Source organism: Anaerococcus sp. mt242, assembly GCF_016798225.1.
Taxonomy (GTDB): domain Bacteria; phylum Bacillota; class Clostridia; order Tissierellales; family Peptoniphilaceae; genus Anaerococcus.
Map to the genome: position 1 here is coordinate 12,704 of NZ_JAEUYX010000004.1, position 15,346 is coordinate 28,049.

Genomic DNA, 15,346 nt, shown 5'->3' on the forward strand with positions numbered 1-15,346 from the left:
GGTTCTCACTATTATTATAACAAATTTGAACCCTTTAGTAAATAAAATAAACTTTTGATAAAATCTGTTAAATCCTAGACCTAAGTCCTGTTCTCATTCTAATTTTTTGTCTTAATACCCTAATATCAGCTAGGGTTGTTGACCCTCCATATTCTCCATCTAGGGACCAGGCTACTTTTTGATTAGTTCTTACTATAAATTCGCTACCTTGGCGAAAGATTAGCATATCATTTTCTTTTCTATTTGTTAGACCAAAAACTATTTTATTTATATCAGCAAGAGATTGAGGTCGTTTTACCATGGTTAGCTCAAAAATCCCATCGGAAAGTCCTACATTTTCACCAGTTATGCCTACAAAACCACCGACAGAAACAGAATTTGTAACCATAAAGTGGATAAATTCTCCACCTATGATTTCGCCATTTACTTCCACTTCCATTTTATATGCTGGTATGTTAACTAGAGGTAAAGTTTGCTTTAATCCTTCAAAAATATAGGCAGAACGGCCAAAAATATTTTTTACATCTTGTCCTGTGCTATAAGAAACTTCTGCAATAGTTCCAAAGGCTGCTACATATACAAAATACTTTTCATCTAGTCTTCCAATATCTATATTTTTCTGGTAACCACGGCTAGCAACTTTTGTTGCTTTTTCAATATCTGCAGGAATATTTAATGATTTTGAAAAATCATTTGTTGATCCTGTTGGAATATATCCTACCAGCGGATTTATATCAGCTTTACAAACTGCAGATATAACTTCATCAAGGGTTCCATCTCCACCACTTACAAAGATTTCATCAAAACGATGACCCATTTTTTCTACTATGTAGCGAGCATCCCCTCGACTTTGAGTTGCATAAATGCTTGTTAAATATTCTCTTTCGCTAAGATAATCTACTATCCACGGCAAGTATTCATTTATAATCCTTTGGCCACTATTTGGATTGTAGACAAAAAGGGCATCTTTCATGGCATCTCCTTTATTTCTTTATTTAAGAAAAATATACACTTTATCGGATTTTTGTAAATAAAAAAGATGCCAATCTGGCATCTAATTTACGCTACGGATAGCTTGTCTTTATGGATTTTAAAAGTTGATATATAAAATATTGCTGTGATAATTAGGTTAAATAAACTTGGCAGAATCACTGTTTTCAAAAATGGTGCATTTTCCGCTACTTCAACCCTCAATTCTCCTGAAGTGGCAGTTGTCATATAGTCAGCTAAAATCCACCCTTGGAATTTAGAGAAAGTATATCCAACAATTATAAATATAATTGAAAATACAATTGCTGAAGCAGACTTTGAAGCTCCAAATATTCTAAGATGTCCTGCTGTGTTTGCAAAAGTAATCATAGCTGCAAAAGCAAGCCCAAGCATAAATAAATTTAGAATAACTCCAAAAAATATTTTGCTATCCATCTGGCTAATAGTAGTTGATATATCTCTAAGCATTTGCCAAATGCTGATTGCTTCAGTTGATTGAGTTCTCATCAACAATATAAAATTTATAAACATAGAAACAATAATTACCAAGCCTAAAAGTATATAATTTATATATCTTGCTCCTGTTACTTGACTCGCATCAAATGGCAATGCTGAGTAAAATGATGCATTATCAGAATAAAATCTCTTGTCATCATTTTTAGTCATAATTACCAGAGCAATAAGTGGTCCTATTACTAAAAGTATCCCAGAAAGTACCAATGCAATACCGACTAATGCTGAGTTATTAAAAACATTGATTAACTGAGAAAAAATCATAACTGCAGCTAAGGGTAAAAATAACCACAAAATTATAGATTTAATATCTTCCTTAAAAATTTGTCCGAGTAATTTTCCCATTACATAACCTCCGTAAAGTAATCTTCTACACCCATTTGATGTTTTAATCTTATATCGTCTACAGTTTCATTTATAATTATTTGTCCATTTTTTACAAAAACAGCCCTATCCAAAATTTTTTCAATTTCAGCAATCAAATGAGTAGATATTAGCAAAATTCCATTATAATCAAAATTTTCAATAATAGTATTTATTACCATCTTCCTTGATTTTGGATCAACACCGCTTATTGGCTCATCTAATAAATAAATTTTTGCTTGTCGGCTAAGTGTTAGGGCAATTTGGATTTTTTCTCGCATACCCTTTGAACATTCTCCAAGTTTTAATTCACTTGAAATATCAAAACCCTTTATCAGTTCATAAAATTTGTTGCTATCAAAATCATCATAAAATTTCTCATATATGCTAACCACTTCATCTATTTTTGTTTTTTTATCCAAAGGCAAGTGGTCTGGTTGATAAGAAACTATAGTATTTGTACGCCCTCCTGGTTTAGAGCCATTTATTTTGACAGAACCCATATAGTCTCTTTCAAGTCCTGCAAGTATTCTAAGTAAAGTTGTTTTACCAGATCCATTTTCTCCGACAAGACCAATTATTTGACCATCTTCTAAAGTTAAATTTACATTATCAAGGGCTGCCTTACCGCCATAAACCTTGGTTAAATTTTTTATCTCAATCATTTTTCTCCTCCCAATATTTTTTTAATTGGTTAATCGCTTCATCTTTTTTTAAGTTTAAACTTTCTGCACCGCTTATAAAATCATCCGCTATTTTATAAAAAGAATTATCTTCTAATTTAGAAATTAAGTTTTGATCATCTGTTACAAATCTGCCGGCAGTCCTACGAGTTTCTGTAAGACCGGCTCGCTCAAGCTCTGCTAGTGCCTTTTGGACAGTATTTGGATTTACCTGATAAAGACTTGCTAGATTTCTCACAGAATCAATCTTAGAGCCAGCTTGCCATTCACCAGTTGATATTTTTACCTTAAAATCTTCTAGAAGTTGCAGATAAATCGGTCTTGATGCATCAAATTCCATCCGCACCTCCATTTATTTTTGTATTATTGTATTACTATCTTAGTACAATAATATTATAACCGCTATATTTTATTTTTGCAAGTAGAAAAATAAAAAAATATTAGATAGAAAAAAATATCAAAATTTAGATAAAAAAAGCAACCTCTATGGGTTGCAAATTTTATTTCACTTATAAATCTAGTAAATCTTTTGTAATGAAATTCTTTAATAAGAATAGTATTACTAGGGCAATTGCGTATTCTACCGCTAAATATGATGCATTATAAACTATTGAATATACTAAAGCATTTTGTCCTTCTGGAGCATATGATGAGAAAAATACTACACCTGATAATACGTGTGTTATATATCTTGCAATAATTGCAATAAATGTTCCTTTTAATACTGGAGCAAATGAACGTGTCCTTTTAAATTCATCTGAGAAAAGTCCTGATAGACCAATTAGTCCGTATGGTAATGGGTAATCTAGGATTGCTTGTATAGGGTGAATTATATATCCACCAAACATCATATCTAAGATTCCATATACAGCTCCGATTAAAAATCCTTTTTTAGCACCGTATCTAAGTGAAAATATGATTAGTGGAATCATTTGGCCCGGTGTGATTTCTCCACCTTGTGGCATTTTAAATAATGTAAAACGCGCTAAAACAAATGATAGGGCAATTGCAAGTGCACCTTCCACTAGCATCTTAGTTGTCCAAGATGATTTTGTCTGATTATTTTGCATAAAAAATACCTCCTTTTGCACATACTTATAGAGGTTTAGACACTTTCCTCCGCAAGCATTACCTTGACCAGGTTAAGGGTATGTTCTCAGCCTTGTGGCACCCCTAGTGCATATTTATTATATTACATAAATAAAAAAATGCAAAAATAAAAGGGCAGAGCGCCCTATATTTCTTTTAGATATTTTGTTTTTATATATAAAGAATCACCGTTAAAATCTACCCTTATAAAGCCATTTTCACTTTCACTTAAAATCTTAACAACCGTTCCTTCATCCAATTTATCATATGCAGTAGATTCATCCATTTCTGCATAAATATCAGTTTTTTCACTTACTTCATAAAGTCCACCAATTTGTGGACTATCTTGTTTTTGATCTTGCTTTTGATTTTGATAAATTTCTATGTTTTGATCCTGGTAACTGTCCTCATTCTTGCAAGAAGTTAACATAATAAGGCAAAGAATTAGTAAAACTTTTTTAATAATAAATCACCCCTAAAAGATCAATCCCAAGTCTTTTTAGTTCTTTTACTGCGTTTTTCAAATCATTTTTTAATGCATTTTTTGAAACTAAAAGGATTTTGTAATCTTCGTATTCTGCAAGATCAATTGCATCTGAGCTATTGAAATTTGATTCCTTAATTAAAATATAAGGATAATTTGCTTTCAGTCCCTTTAATTCTTCTAAAATATTTTTCTCACTTTGAGGGTTAATCTCTACTGCGTTTAGTACTTCTGAAATATCTGTACTAATATTTTTGTTATCATTATTTTTATTAAGCTCGGATATACCTATCACGGCAGAACCTGCATTTGTTTTTATTTTTCTTTTTACTTTTGCAAGCTCAGCTTCCTTATCTTTTGTAAGATCAGCTAAAACTTCGTAATCTAGTTCACGAATATCATCAGCAGAGCTTATCTTATCTGAAATTAGTTCTCTAAGTATAAGAAGTAATATTCCAATTAGTGCTCCTACTATTAAGCCTAAAACCGCAAAAATTATGCCACGTAACTTTGAGGCCTTATTTACAACTACATTTTGTAAATACTCGATATTTTCCATACGCAGATAATTTCTTGCATAAGACCTAAATTCTTCTGCAATTAATGTTAGTGTATCTTCTGCTCGTTTTTCATTTGAATCTTTGTAAGTCAAACTAATTACCCCGCCTTGAGGGTTGACATCATAATCAAAGTTTTTTGAAACCATTTTGCTATCCCAATCTGGATCTATTTTCTCTGTAACAGTTTCAAATAAATTTTCTGATTCTAAAAACTGAGAATATACATTGGCAAGTTTTTCATTTAAAATCAGCTTATTATAGGTAATTGGCTCATCATCATTACTTGTTACAATCAATACAGCCTCAGCCTCATAATCTCCTGGCAAGATATTTTGGGTAAAATAAGCCAAAAATCCAATTAGTAGGGCTGGAATAATAATCAGCCATTTATTTTTTTTGATTGCTTTTCTAATTTCTTGTGTTGTTAACATAAATCTCTCCTATTTTAATGAGTGAATTGCATTTAAATTTGTAAAGAAAAAGTCATAGCTTGGCGCCTTTGCCATTAAGAAAATGGCGTATGGGATTAGGAAAAACACTACCGCAAGGGCAATTAAAAATTTGCCTAGCTTATCTATATTTTTTACTTTTTCTAAGACTAAAGGTATATAAATGATTTCCAAAATTGTAAAAAATGTTGAAAATCTAAAGGCTATGGCTGTTGATGACCTAAATACTAAAAGTACTAAAAGAGCAAACCACATAGCCTTGATACTTGCTTCTTCTAGGGAAAATTTTTCAAAATCTTCTTTCTTAAAGTACATCAATGTAGTGATAAATAAGGCTGCTGCAAAAATTATCCTTGGATCATAAAACTTCATTGCCCCAGCAAATTGTCCAGTAAAGGTGTAGTTTAAAACCTTAGTTGCCATTCGCCCCAAACCAATTGCCGATAAAATTTGGGCAAGGATTCTAAACATTAAGCTAGAAAAAACTGATGCCAGCAAAGCAGCACCTGCAGTTAGTATCTTAAAAAATCTACCAATATCAAAGGCCATAAAAAATAAAAATGGCAACAGTATTACGCTAGCCCTATGAAAAGTCATAGCAAATAAGAAAAATAATAAGCTTTTAAAAAACTTTTTGCTGACAAAAGAATCTATACTCAAAAGCCCAAGTCCTATGGCAGTTGCAGTTCTTGCCGTTTGCATATCAAATTGGATAAAAATTGGCAAAAATATAATTGCAGATAAAAATGGATTTGCACTTTTCTTTATGGATATATATGCCACTGGTATTATGGAAAGGGCATTCATAATTACAATTATCCACTGCCTTGAAAGGTTAAGAATATTTATCAAATAAGAAAATAATCTAAAGGCAAACTCTACTGGATAGGAAAAGTTTAAAACTTTTGAAAAATCTACTCCAATATCTTTTGCAAACCACAGGTAGTTGTAATAATCTGCATCTCCAGATCCTCTAAAAGCTGCAAAGGCAAACATTATAAAAAACATCAGTCCAGCAGCAAGATTTTTCTTGTTTTTGTCCTTAAATTTTATGAAATTGTTGATTAAAAATAAGCAAAGCTCACTTAAAGTAAATAATGCAAATCCCATATTTTCCCCTTAATATGAAATATTATATCATTGCCTTAAAATTTTAAAAAGAATTTTAGGCAAAAAAATAAAAAACAGGTCTGAAATATTCATTTAATCAGACCTGTATATTATTATTTTATTCTAAGGATTCACTTGTCCATTTATAAAAGTCATAGGCAATATTTTTCCAATAGTTCCAGTTGTGCTCATTTTCTTTTGAATCTATTTTAAACTCAGTATTAATATTACTTAGTTTTAAAGCATCTACAAATTTATTTACATCATCAAATGGTACAGTTGAGTCACCTAATGAAGTTCTTATATAAAAGTCAACATTTGAATTATTTTTTATATAAGTTTCTGGATGCATTTTTTGATAAAAATCATCAGACCATGGCTTATTAGCTTCTTTAAAAGCGTGATTATTTTTTCTTATATTATTATCTTCATCAAGCTTATACCAAACAGCTGGAGATATCAAGGTTGCTTTTGAAAATTTGTCAGGATACTTAAGGGCAAATCTTGCTGCACCATATCCACCCATAGATATGCCACCAATAGCTCGAGAGTTTCTAGAGTTTTTTGTATTGTAAGTTTTATCAATATATGGAATTAAATCTTCCATAATAGCTTTCTCCATTTTCATACCATCGTTTTGATCAATATAAAAACTATTAAATCCATCTGGAAATACTACTATCATATCTTTGCCAGTTTTTTTAATAACTTTATCCAAGATAGTTTTAGAGTCAAATCTCTCCAATAAATTTGTATGATTGCCTCCCAATCCGTGTAACATGTATAAAACTGGATAACCACCAGCTTTTTTAGGATCGTAATTTTTTGGTAGATATACATTGTAGTTCCAATCGAGTTTTAAATTTGGAGAATAAAGTGTGCTAGTTACTCTTTGACTTGGTTTTTCTTCTTTTAAAATATTATCAGCTTTTTTAAATTCTTCTAAAATATTATTTACTTCTATTAGAGTCTTATATTTTTCCTTATAATAGTCATTTACATTTTTTAAAGCAATATAGTCATTAATTTGGCCAATATTAAAGTAGTCATCATTTTCTCTAATTAATCTTTCTTTGCCCTTTAAAAGCTCATCTGATAAGGCAATAATTTGTTCTGGAGAGGACTCTTGTAATGATTTATAAAGCAAAGTTGTAATTGCTCCATATCCCGCTGATAAGGATTGGTCTGAATAAAATACATTTGGATTGTTTTCCTTATTTAAAACTGGAGAATTTTTCTTATTTGTAAGTAAAGTTATAACCATATTTTCTACTGGATCTATAACTGTTAATGTACCAGTCCAACCAGTATGACCATAGGTTTTTGAGCTAGCAAGATTTGAAAATGCCCATGCGTACTTACCATTTCCCATAAGTCTCCAACCTAAACCATAAGATGGATCGATTTGTTTTGGTCTAGTAAATAAATCTTGAGTTTCTTTATCCCAAAAAATAATATCCCCATATTTTCCATTATTTAACATAATATTAGCAAGTTTTGATAAATCTCTGGCATTTGAAAATAAACCCGCATGTCCACTTATCCCATTCATAGAGTAAAATGCTTTTTCATCGTGGACTTGACCCCAAATTGTATCCCTTCTAATATTGTTAAAATGAACTTCGCCATCTCTCGTATTTCCATTTAGTTCAGTGGCTGCTGTGTCATGTTTTTCAAAACCATTTTCCAAAGGATTAAATGTAGTTCTAGTAAGCCCAAGAGGTCTTACAAAACTTTCATTGAAATATTCATCTAATTGCATTCCTGTAACTTTTTCAATAATAAAACCTAAAAGCATATAATCTACATCAGAATATATAGTATCTTTTCCAGGTTCATATTTAAGAGGTGTTTTAAAAATCATATTTAGAGTATAATTTCTATTTTGAGAATACAAGTTATTTTTCCCGTTTTTTACACCATCATCTTTATCATATTTTTCATTATGATACTGAGGATCTGCTGGAAAACCTGCCTGGTGCATCAAAATATCTCTTATACTTATATTATTTTTTCCCTTTATGATATCAGCATCAGAATCTTTAAAATCGTCAAAATATTTATTTACCTTATCATCTAAGTTTATTTTTCCTTCATAAACTAATTTTTGAAGAGAGTAGTTAGTAACATACATTTTTGTATTGCTAGCTAGATCAAACATAGTTAAGTCATCAACTCTATCTCTTTTTTCCTTTTCAATTGGTCTTCCATCTTTATAATAATTATTTTTATATCCAAAATTATGATTATAAATTTCTTTATTATCTTTCATTATAGAGATTTGACCACCAGCAAAGTCTTTCTTAACTTCTTCATCTAAAATTTTTTCAAGCAAATCAGTGGTGCCTTTATCCAATGTCTCTTTTTTTGTTTCTAAAGGCTTTTCTTCTTTACTTGCTTTAATACTTACATTAGTTTGATCTTTAGAATCTAGGACATCTAAGTAATTCTTACCATCAGCTATATTTTCATCTACCTCTTTTTGATCAGATACTTTCTTTCCATTCAAATAAATTTCACTATCGTCAAAATCATCAATTTCAACTTCGCTTTCCCCTTTTTTTGCATCAAAAGCAAAAGATGAATTTAGTAATATGGAATCGTCATATTCACTTATATCTTTGGGAAACGAATAATCATAATAGATAATGTTTTCATTAGTTGAATCCTCATTACTATAATTGACATCAGAAGCAAAAGAAACGCCTGGAAATAGTAAAGCTACAGATAATATCAAAATGCTTTTTTTCACAATTACCTCCTTATATGAAAACTTTTTCAAGATTATTTTATAACATCCGAAATAATATTTCAACATAAATTTATATCATTTAAATAAATTATTCAACATTTTAATTTACTTATAATATTAAACAAATTCTAAATTTAACACTAACTTTACAATTCTTTTATAAATGCAAAACATTTATGCATTAACATAAATACCAAGGAAACAGTTTGAAGCTGACAGATTGATTTTCATCGCAAATGCGTGCTCTTCCTTAATAATAAATTTGTGTCAACTGTTTACCTTTCCGGGTACAAAAGTCTTAAACCCTCAAACTTTTGTGCTTCTCTCACAAACTTAAAAACTCTTCTTAGCATAAATTTTTGCAAAAAATTTTAGTGAGAGTAATCAACAGTCAAGCTGCGGCCTTGGCTGTTTTTTTGTATAAAAAATTATTTTGATATATTTCCTTAATAATAAATCATAAAAATTTTAGCTCTTTTGAATGTAACAAATAAATATGCTAAAATAATACTATGAATAATATTAATTTAGCAAAGACTACACTATTAGAAAATAACCATTCTATAGTTGTAGTTAAAGAAGATAAAGTTGTTTATAAGTCGGATAAAAATGGCTTATTACCTATTATCGATATTTATGACAGTGATGAAAACATCTTAAAGGGTGCAGCTGTTGCAGATAAAGTTATAGGTAGGGCTGCCGCACTTATTTTGATAAAGGCAAATATAAGTGAACTTTACACAGAGCTTATATCAGAAAATGCCATTAGTATTCTGGATGATACAAATATTAAGTATCAATATAATAAGAAAGTAAAGGAGATTAGGAATAGGGATAACACTGATATGTGTCCTATGGAAAAACTTTCCCTAAGCACAGATGATGCTGATCAGTTAATAGCAAAAGTTAAGGAGAAAATTAATAAATGAATACAAAAAAATTAGTATATTCAGCAGTTTTCTTGGCTTTAGGGATATTATTTCCAATGATATTTCACACTTTAGGCCTACCTGGCCAAGTACTATTGCCAATGCATATTCCTATTTTTCTAGGAGCTTTAACACTTGGACCTATTCCAGGTTTATTAATTGGTTTAGTAACCCCAATCTTATCAAGCCTACTTACTGGTATGCCTCCAATGGTGCCTATGGTTCCAATTATGGTTTTTGAGTTAGCGGCTTATGGATTTTTTGCTGGATATTTTTACGAAAAATACCAAAAAAATGTATTTCTTCCTTTAATCGGAGCTATGATTATTGGTAGAATTGTAGCAGGAATTGTTGCATCTATTGTATTTAATGTATTTAATATGGAAGCTATCAGCATCATTCCATTTATAACTGGATCATTTGTAAAGGGACTTCCTGGAATAATTTTAGCACTTGTCCTAGTGCCTCTTGTCTATAGATGGATGCCAGCTAATATTAAAAACGATTACAATCCAACAACAAATAGGATTACTTAATAAAAAAAAGACCTTTCTAGGTCTTTTTTTATTATCTAAGATTTATTTTACCAAAGGCTGCTGATGCAAAGATTTCTATATCTGTTTTTTCTAGATTTGTAGAAACTTCATAGCCTTTTTCTTTTTGCATTTTGTTTTTAAATTTATCGCTTAAGTTTAATCCTTGGCTTAAAACCTCTGCTTTTATTTCGCCAGTGTATGATTCGCTATCTATTACGATATTACCAAATCCTGAGTTTAAGTCGATTTTTTCGCTTTCTTTGATATTATAAATTCTAATATTTCCAGAATCTGTGTCTGCAAATAAGTTTTTAGTATTTAGGCCATCAACTCTAATATTTCCGCTAACTGCATCAATTTCTGCTTTTTCACCGCTGATATTAGCAAGATAAATAGATCCATTTACATTATCAATTGTTAAATCACCATTTGTATTTTTGATATCAACTTTTCCATTTGTATTTTGAATGTCGATATCTCCTTGAGAGTTAATAACATTTACTTTTGCATTGATTGAGTTAATGCTGGTATCTGTAAAGTCAACATCTTCAATTTCGATATTACCATTTACTAGGTTGATATTTAGATTTTCGTATAAATTTTTGCCTAGGGCAATTTTTATAATTGAAGTTGCTTCAAGGTTGTGATAGGCTTCATTGACACTGATATTTAAATCATTTTCAATGATTTCGATATCTAAATAATCAAGAAGTTCACCTTTTTTTGACCAAATATCTTGGTTAATTGTAATAGCAGAGTCATTTGCTCGCTCGATTAAAATTTTACCAGATGGGATATCAATATTGATGTTATTGATTTCATCATCAATTCTCATTTCTTTATTTGTATTTACTTGACCTTTGATGTTGTATTGGTTGATGTCAATATTTTCTAGGTCAATATTTGAAAGTGATTCAAAAGCATCAGTTGTTTTTTTGATAACACTTTCGATAGATTGGTTAATCCTTGCCATAAAGTCGCTATCATTACGGCCTTTTTTATTGCCAATGGCACTTAGTAAGTCGTTTGCTTCTTCGACAGTGATTTTACCTTCCTTAAGCATTTCTAAAATTAATTGTTTTTCATCATTCATCTTTTAATTCCTCCAATAATTCACGTGCTTGGTCAGCTGTGATTTCACCATTATCAAGCATATTAAGGATATCTAGACGGCTTTCTTTTTTATCGATTTTACCACCTAGTTTTGCTACTAATTTATCTATTCTATTTCTAACTGTTGGATAAGAAATACCGATTTCTTCTCCTACATCTTTAATAGATCCTCTTTTTTGTAAAAATAATTCTATAAATTCTTTATCTTCTTTATCAAGTCTTGAAAAGTTATCAATTTCAAACTCACCACTTACTTCTGTATAGCAACTATTACATCTATATGATGTGATGATCATCTCGTCACCACAGTTTGGACATTTATTAATCATTGATAGCCTCCTTTTGATAATAATATACTATCACTTTTAATTTTTGTAAAGTCTATTTTAATATTTTTAATATTTTTTGTTATATTTTTAAATTTATGAATTACAATTTGATGAATCATACTTTTGAGCAAATAAAAAAAGACTTGAATTTTCAAGTCTTATAAATAATCTTTCATCCAATATGATTTTAATGTACGGACTATCCATAATATGGTATTTACCATAACAACTGCCAAAAATAGCATTCCTAATAGTAAAAATGATGCCATGCTTATATCATTATTAAATATTTTTGGGGGAAGAAAATTATATAAAAATGCTGATACAAAGAAAAATACTATCCATTTTATGCTGGTTTTTAAATTGCCATCAAAATCTGGAAATATAAATTGCTTTTTGCCATAGCGATTTGCAAAATCATCTCTTTTTCTTCTTAGTTCTTCACGTTTATTTTTATCTGCTTGGTCAATTTTTGCTGAGTAATAGTGCTCCATGTCTTCATTACTTGTAGCATATTTTAGCAAGTTATCAACTTCATTTTGGCTGTTATCTTGATTTAGAATTTTGCTGGTAATGGATGCTTTTGATTTGTAGGTCTTGCGTTCTTCTCTTAAATCTTTTAACTTTTGGATATCTCTTGTATCTAGCAAAAGTTTTTCTGTTTCAGCCTCATATTTTCTTTGGTATTTCAAAATATTTGTAAAAATAAATACAAATACCAATATGACAAACATTTGGGCTATTAAAACCATTATCTCTCCTGCATTAAAAATTGTTGCAAGGCCCATAAATAGGGCTGGGATCAGGATTGTAATAATGGAAAGACCCAAAAATTTTAAAATAGATCTCATAAATTAAGTACCTTTTCGTAACACTCCACCAGACGTTTGCCGGTGTTTTCTATAGATTTTTCGGCAGCTTTTTTATAGCCCTCTTCTTTTAATGATGGTAATTGTCCCTCTAGTATTCCTTTTATTTTTGTTTCAAAATCATCAATTGAAGACCCCTTATAAATATTTTTGCCATCTACATAATCATTTTCAAATATTTCTATATCACGAATTAGAATGTCTGCCTTACAAGCTAGGGCTTCTAAAAGCACTATTCCTTCTGTCTCTTCGTGGGTTAAAAATACATATAAGTCTGATCCGCTGTAAGCTTCTCTAAGGTCAGTACTTGAAATATAGCCTGGAAAATGTAGATTTGAAGGGACTTTTTCAATTAATTTTTTAATTTCTGCTGGCATTACTGCATGATTTAGCTTACCGAACCAGACAAATTCGTATTCTGGCATCTTCTTAGCTAAGTAAACAAAATCATCAATACCCTTTCTTTTAATAGGCAAACCTACTGATATTATAGATTTTTTACTCTTATCTAAGCCATACTTATCATAAAAATTGTCCCTATCAAAATCCCTATCTTGCCAAAAATCTAAGTCAATCCCATTTGAAACGACTTCAATAGGTCTTTTTAGATCATAGGATTCTAAAATTTCCTTAGAATAATCAGTAGGGGTTAAAATCAAATCTCCTTTGTTGTAGCAATATTCTAGCCATTTTTTAAAGGCGGGGGCAATTTGATTTGAAAAGGTAAAAGAATTTTTAAAGTCTTCCTTTGTAGAGTGGGCATGATAGATTACCTTTTTCCCCTTTCTTTTTGCTTTTTCTGCAAAGCTCACAGATTTTGGAAAAACTGTATTTATGTGGACAATATCAAAATCTTCCTTCTCATTTAGGGTAAAATTGCAATCCACAAGTGATAAGGCCTTGATTTGGTGGTCAATTGCCTTGCCTACTCCACTTTCTTTAACTGTATCATAATCTTTTGTATATAAAAGAACTTTCATAATCAAACTCGTTTATTGCTTTCTCATATAAATTTTCACACTTGCGACCAAAACTTTCTACAGAGAAATTATCTAAAGCATATTTTCTAGCATTTGCTGATAATTCTTTTTGGTAGTCTGGATCTTCTAAAACTTTATAAATATATTCTTTGTATTCATCAAAATTATTAAATCTAAATCCATTAAAGCCATTTTTTAAAACACCATCTAGGGACTCATCATCACGGCAAACGGCAACTAAACCATTTGAAAGTGCTTCATAATAAGTAAGTCCTTGGGTTTCTGAAGTGGATGATGTAGTAAATATATCTGCTGCTTGGTAATATTTATTTACCTCACTTGGATCAACCATGCCCACAAAATGAGCATTTGCCTTTATTTTTTCATTATAAGCTATAAGCTTATCATTGTGAGGGCCACCACCTACTATAAAAAATTCAATATTAGGATCATCTAGCCTATGGTAAAAATCTATCAATTCCTCAATATTTTTCTCCTCGCCCAAACGTCCTAGATATAATAATATTTTTTTATCCTTTGGTATATCAAGCTCATCCCTTAAATCCTCATCATATAATTTTCCAATATGGACTCCGGTTGGAATTACTGCAATTTTTTCTCTATCTATATTATAAGACTCTAAAATATTTGCAGTTTTTTCAGTAGGGGCAATCATATAATCGCACATATCTGAAAAGTTTTTGCTAAAGGCTGCCACAATTTTTACACCTGCGCGTTTATTTTTTGTAAAATAGTGGGTGTAATCTTCATACACTGTATGATAGGTGTGGACAAGGGGGATATTTAAAATTTTTGCCAAAGTTTTTCCCATTACAAATGTAGAAAACTCACATTGGCTGTGAACAATGTCTGGCTCCCATTTTCTGATATTTCTTAAATGAGTTTTGGCCAAAATATTTGTAATACGAGCTTCTGGATATATTCTTTTTGCAGAAAGAGATCCTATGTAGTACACTTCCTCAGTTTGATAACTAGAAATGGTGTTTGAAAGTGTTAAGACTCTTACTTCGTGACCTTGACTTTCTAAATAATTTTTTAAATTTAATACTGATCTAACTACCCCGTTTACAACAGGATAGTACCAATCGCTTGTTATAAGTATTTTCATAAATTCCTCTCATATTACTATATTAGCTATTGATCCTTTTTACAATTCATCTTTAATTATCAATTTATTTTAGTATAGTTTATTTGAAATGAGGTGAAAAATGGGACCCCTAATTGCAACTGACATCATGCTTTTAATATTTAGTATTTATATAGGAATATTTTTTAGGCAATTTCATAGTGGCTATCCAGAAATGAAAGTAGGTTTTCACTTATGGGAAGTTTGCTATAATCAGGATACTTGGGAATACGGCAACAAATTTGCAGGCAATCTTTCAATTATCCTAGGCATATTATTTTTTGGAATTATTTATCCTATTTGCCTATATCTTAAGCTTGAAAGATCCTATATGACAGGCCTTATAATTATATTAACAATCCTTTTTCTTTTGCTATTATTTCTTATAGTGAAAATAAGGATGCGCAAAAAATTTAATCTAAAAGATAAATAAGACGGTGCTCATACTGT

At 30.4% G+C, this 15,346-nt stretch carries 17 protein-coding genes and 1 riboswitch; of the genes, 3 read left to right on the forward strand and 14 right to left on the reverse strand.

Going from position 1 to position 15,346, the window contains the following annotated elements:
• Positions 1-67: 67 nt before the first annotated feature.
• From JNO63_RS03000 to pbp4b, 9 genes are all read right to left on the reverse strand, one after another.
• Positions 68-973 carry a diacylglycerol/lipid kinase family protein gene (locus tag JNO63_RS03000; RefSeq protein WP_203127011.1) on the reverse strand — a complete coding sequence of 302 codons (906 nt, stop codon included), beginning with the start codon at positions 971-973 and terminating at the stop codon, positions 68-70.
• An 86-nt stretch (positions 974-1,059) separates the two neighbouring features.
• Positions 1,060-1,848, reverse strand: a complete 789-nt coding sequence (locus JNO63_RS03005; protein ID WP_203127012.1) for a hypothetical protein — start codon at positions 1,846-1,848, stop codon at positions 1,060-1,062.
• Complete coding sequence (locus tag JNO63_RS03010) at positions 1,848-2,531, reverse strand: ABC transporter ATP-binding protein (protein ID WP_101540731.1); 684 nt, start codon at positions 2,529-2,531, stop codon at positions 1,848-1,850. The genes JNO63_RS03005 and JNO63_RS03010 overlap by 1 nt, the downstream gene beginning before the upstream one ends.
• Positions 2,524-2,889 (reverse strand): GntR family transcriptional regulator, encoded by a 366-nt coding sequence (locus JNO63_RS03015; RefSeq protein ID WP_203127013.1) that lies wholly within the window; start codon positions 2,887-2,889, stop codon positions 2,524-2,526. The genes JNO63_RS03010 and JNO63_RS03015 overlap by 8 nt, the downstream gene beginning before the upstream one ends.
• Before the next feature lie 169 nt (positions 2,890-3,058).
• Positions 3,059-3,619, reverse strand: coding sequence for an energy-coupled thiamine transporter ThiT (gene thiT, locus JNO63_RS03020; RefSeq protein WP_203127014.1), 561 nt, complete (start codon positions 3,617-3,619; stop codon positions 3,059-3,061).
• Positions 3,620-3,646: 27 nt separating this feature from the next.
• A riboswitch (TPP riboswitch) is annotated at positions 3,647-3,734 on the reverse strand.
• 49 nt (positions 3,735-3,783) lie between these two features.
• Positions 3,784-4,068: an SH3 domain-containing protein gene (locus tag JNO63_RS03025; protein WP_203127015.1), complete on the reverse strand. Its 285-nt coding sequence runs from the start codon at positions 4,066-4,068 to the stop codon at positions 3,784-3,786.
• A gap of 28 nt (positions 4,069-4,096) precedes the next feature.
• Positions 4,097-5,113 carry a Wzz/FepE/Etk N-terminal domain-containing protein gene (locus JNO63_RS03030; RefSeq protein WP_203127016.1) on the reverse strand — a complete coding sequence of 339 codons (1,017 nt, stop codon included), beginning with the start codon at positions 5,111-5,113 and terminating at the stop codon, positions 4,097-4,099.
• A 9-nt stretch (positions 5,114-5,122) separates the two neighbouring features.
• A complete protein-coding gene (locus JNO63_RS03035; RefSeq protein ID WP_203127017.1) occupies positions 5,123-6,241 on the reverse strand; it encodes an EpsG family protein in 1,119 nt (372 codons plus the stop codon).
• Positions 6,242-6,359: 118 nt separating this feature from the next.
• Positions 6,360-8,993: a penicillin binding protein PBP4B gene (pbp4b, locus tag JNO63_RS03040; RefSeq protein WP_203127018.1), complete on the reverse strand. Its 2,634-nt coding sequence runs from the start codon at positions 8,991-8,993 to the stop codon at positions 6,360-6,362.
• Between the two features lie 512 nt (positions 8,994-9,505).
• Here pbp4b and JNO63_RS03045 point away from each other — a divergent pair.
• The gene (locus JNO63_RS03045; protein WP_203127019.1) at positions 9,506-9,922 is read left to right on the forward strand and encodes a DUF1893 domain-containing protein; all 417 of its coding nucleotides are present in this window, start codon (positions 9,506-9,508) and stop codon (positions 9,920-9,922) included.
• Entirely contained in the window at positions 9,919-10,458 is a 540-nt protein-coding gene (locus JNO63_RS03050; RefSeq protein ID WP_203127020.1) for an ECF transporter S component, read from the forward strand. Before JNO63_RS03045 ends, JNO63_RS03050 begins: the two co-directional genes overlap by 4 nt.
• Before the next feature lie 31 nt (positions 10,459-10,489).
• On the opposite strand, the gene JNO63_RS03055 is transcribed toward JNO63_RS03050, so the two are convergent.
• The 5 genes from JNO63_RS03055 to JNO63_RS03075 form a co-directional block, all read right to left on the reverse strand.
• Positions 10,490-11,551: a DUF4097 family beta strand repeat-containing protein gene (locus JNO63_RS03055; protein WP_203127021.1), complete on the reverse strand. Its 1,062-nt coding sequence runs from the start codon at positions 11,549-11,551 to the stop codon at positions 10,490-10,492.
• Positions 11,544-11,900, reverse strand: a complete 357-nt coding sequence (locus JNO63_RS03060) for a DUF2089 domain-containing protein (protein WP_203127022.1) — start codon at positions 11,898-11,900, stop codon at positions 11,544-11,546. The genes JNO63_RS03055 and JNO63_RS03060 overlap by 8 nt, the downstream gene beginning before the upstream one ends.
• Positions 11,901-12,058: 158 nt before the next feature.
• Positions 12,059-12,751, reverse strand: a complete 693-nt coding sequence (locus JNO63_RS03065; RefSeq protein WP_203127023.1) for a hypothetical protein — start codon at positions 12,749-12,751, stop codon at positions 12,059-12,061.
• Complete coding sequence (locus JNO63_RS03070; protein ID WP_203127024.1) at positions 12,748-13,749, reverse strand: glycosyltransferase family 4 protein; 1,002 nt, start codon at positions 13,747-13,749, stop codon at positions 12,748-12,750. The genes JNO63_RS03065 and JNO63_RS03070 overlap by 4 nt, the downstream gene beginning before the upstream one ends.
• A complete protein-coding gene (locus JNO63_RS03075) occupies positions 13,718-14,878 on the reverse strand; it encodes a glycosyltransferase (RefSeq protein ID WP_203127025.1) in 1,161 nt (386 codons plus the stop codon). The genes JNO63_RS03070 and JNO63_RS03075 overlap by 32 nt, the downstream gene beginning before the upstream one ends.
• A 100-nt stretch (positions 14,879-14,978) precedes the next feature.
• Between JNO63_RS03075 and JNO63_RS03080 the strand changes: the two genes are divergently transcribed.
• Positions 14,979-15,329, forward strand: a complete 351-nt coding sequence (locus JNO63_RS03080; RefSeq protein ID WP_203127026.1) for an SdpI family protein — start codon at positions 14,979-14,981, stop codon at positions 15,327-15,329.
• Positions 15,330-15,346: the final 17 nt, after the last annotated feature.

Coding starts and splice junctions, on each gene's coding strand:
- JNO63_RS03045 (WP_203127019.1), top strand. CDS start 9,506: ATGAATAATATTAATTTAGCAAAGACTACACTATTAGAAAATAACCAT.
- JNO63_RS03015 (WP_203127013.1), bottom strand. CDS start 2,889: ATGGAATTTGATGCATCAAGACCGATTTATCTGCAACTTCTAGAAGAT.
- JNO63_RS03055 (WP_203127021.1), bottom strand. CDS start 11,551: ATGAATGATGAAAAACAATTAATTTTAGAAATGCTTAAGGAAGGTAAA.
- thiT (WP_203127014.1), bottom strand. CDS start 3,619: ATGCAAAATAATCAGACAAAATCATCTTGGACAACTAAGATGCTAGTG.
- JNO63_RS03080 (WP_203127026.1), top strand. CDS start 14,979: ATGGGACCCCTAATTGCAACTGACATCATGCTTTTAATATTTAGTATT.
- JNO63_RS03070 (WP_203127024.1), bottom strand. CDS start 13,749: ATGAAAGTTCTTTTATATACAAAAGATTATGATACAGTTAAAGAAAGT.
- JNO63_RS03005 (WP_203127012.1), bottom strand. CDS start 1,848: ATGGGAAAATTACTCGGACAAATTTTTAAGGAAGATATTAAATCTATA.
- JNO63_RS03000 (WP_203127011.1), bottom strand. CDS start 973: ATGAAAGATGCCCTTTTTGTCTACAATCCAAATAGTGGCCAAAGGATT.
- JNO63_RS03035 (WP_203127017.1), bottom strand. CDS start 6,241: ATGGGATTTGCATTATTTACTTTAAGTGAGCTTTGCTTATTTTTAATC.
- JNO63_RS03025 (WP_203127015.1), bottom strand. CDS start 4,068: ATGTTAACTTCTTGCAAGAATGAGGACAGTTACCAGGATCAAAACATA.
- JNO63_RS03075 (WP_203127025.1), bottom strand. CDS start 14,878: ATGAAAATACTTATAACAAGCGATTGGTACTATCCTGTTGTAAACGGG.
- JNO63_RS03050 (WP_203127020.1), top strand. CDS start 9,919: ATGAATACAAAAAAATTAGTATATTCAGCAGTTTTCTTGGCTTTAGGG.
- JNO63_RS03030 (WP_203127016.1), bottom strand. CDS start 5,113: ATGTTAACAACACAAGAAATTAGAAAAGCAATCAAAAAAAATAAATGG.
- JNO63_RS03060 (WP_203127022.1), bottom strand. CDS start 11,900: ATGATTAATAAATGTCCAAACTGTGGTGACGAGATGATCATCACATCA.
- JNO63_RS03010 (WP_101540731.1), bottom strand. CDS start 2,531: ATGATTGAGATAAAAAATTTAACCAAGGTTTATGGCGGTAAGGCAGCC.
- JNO63_RS03065 (WP_203127023.1), bottom strand. CDS start 12,751: ATGAGATCTATTTTAAAATTTTTGGGTCTTTCCATTATTACAATCCTG.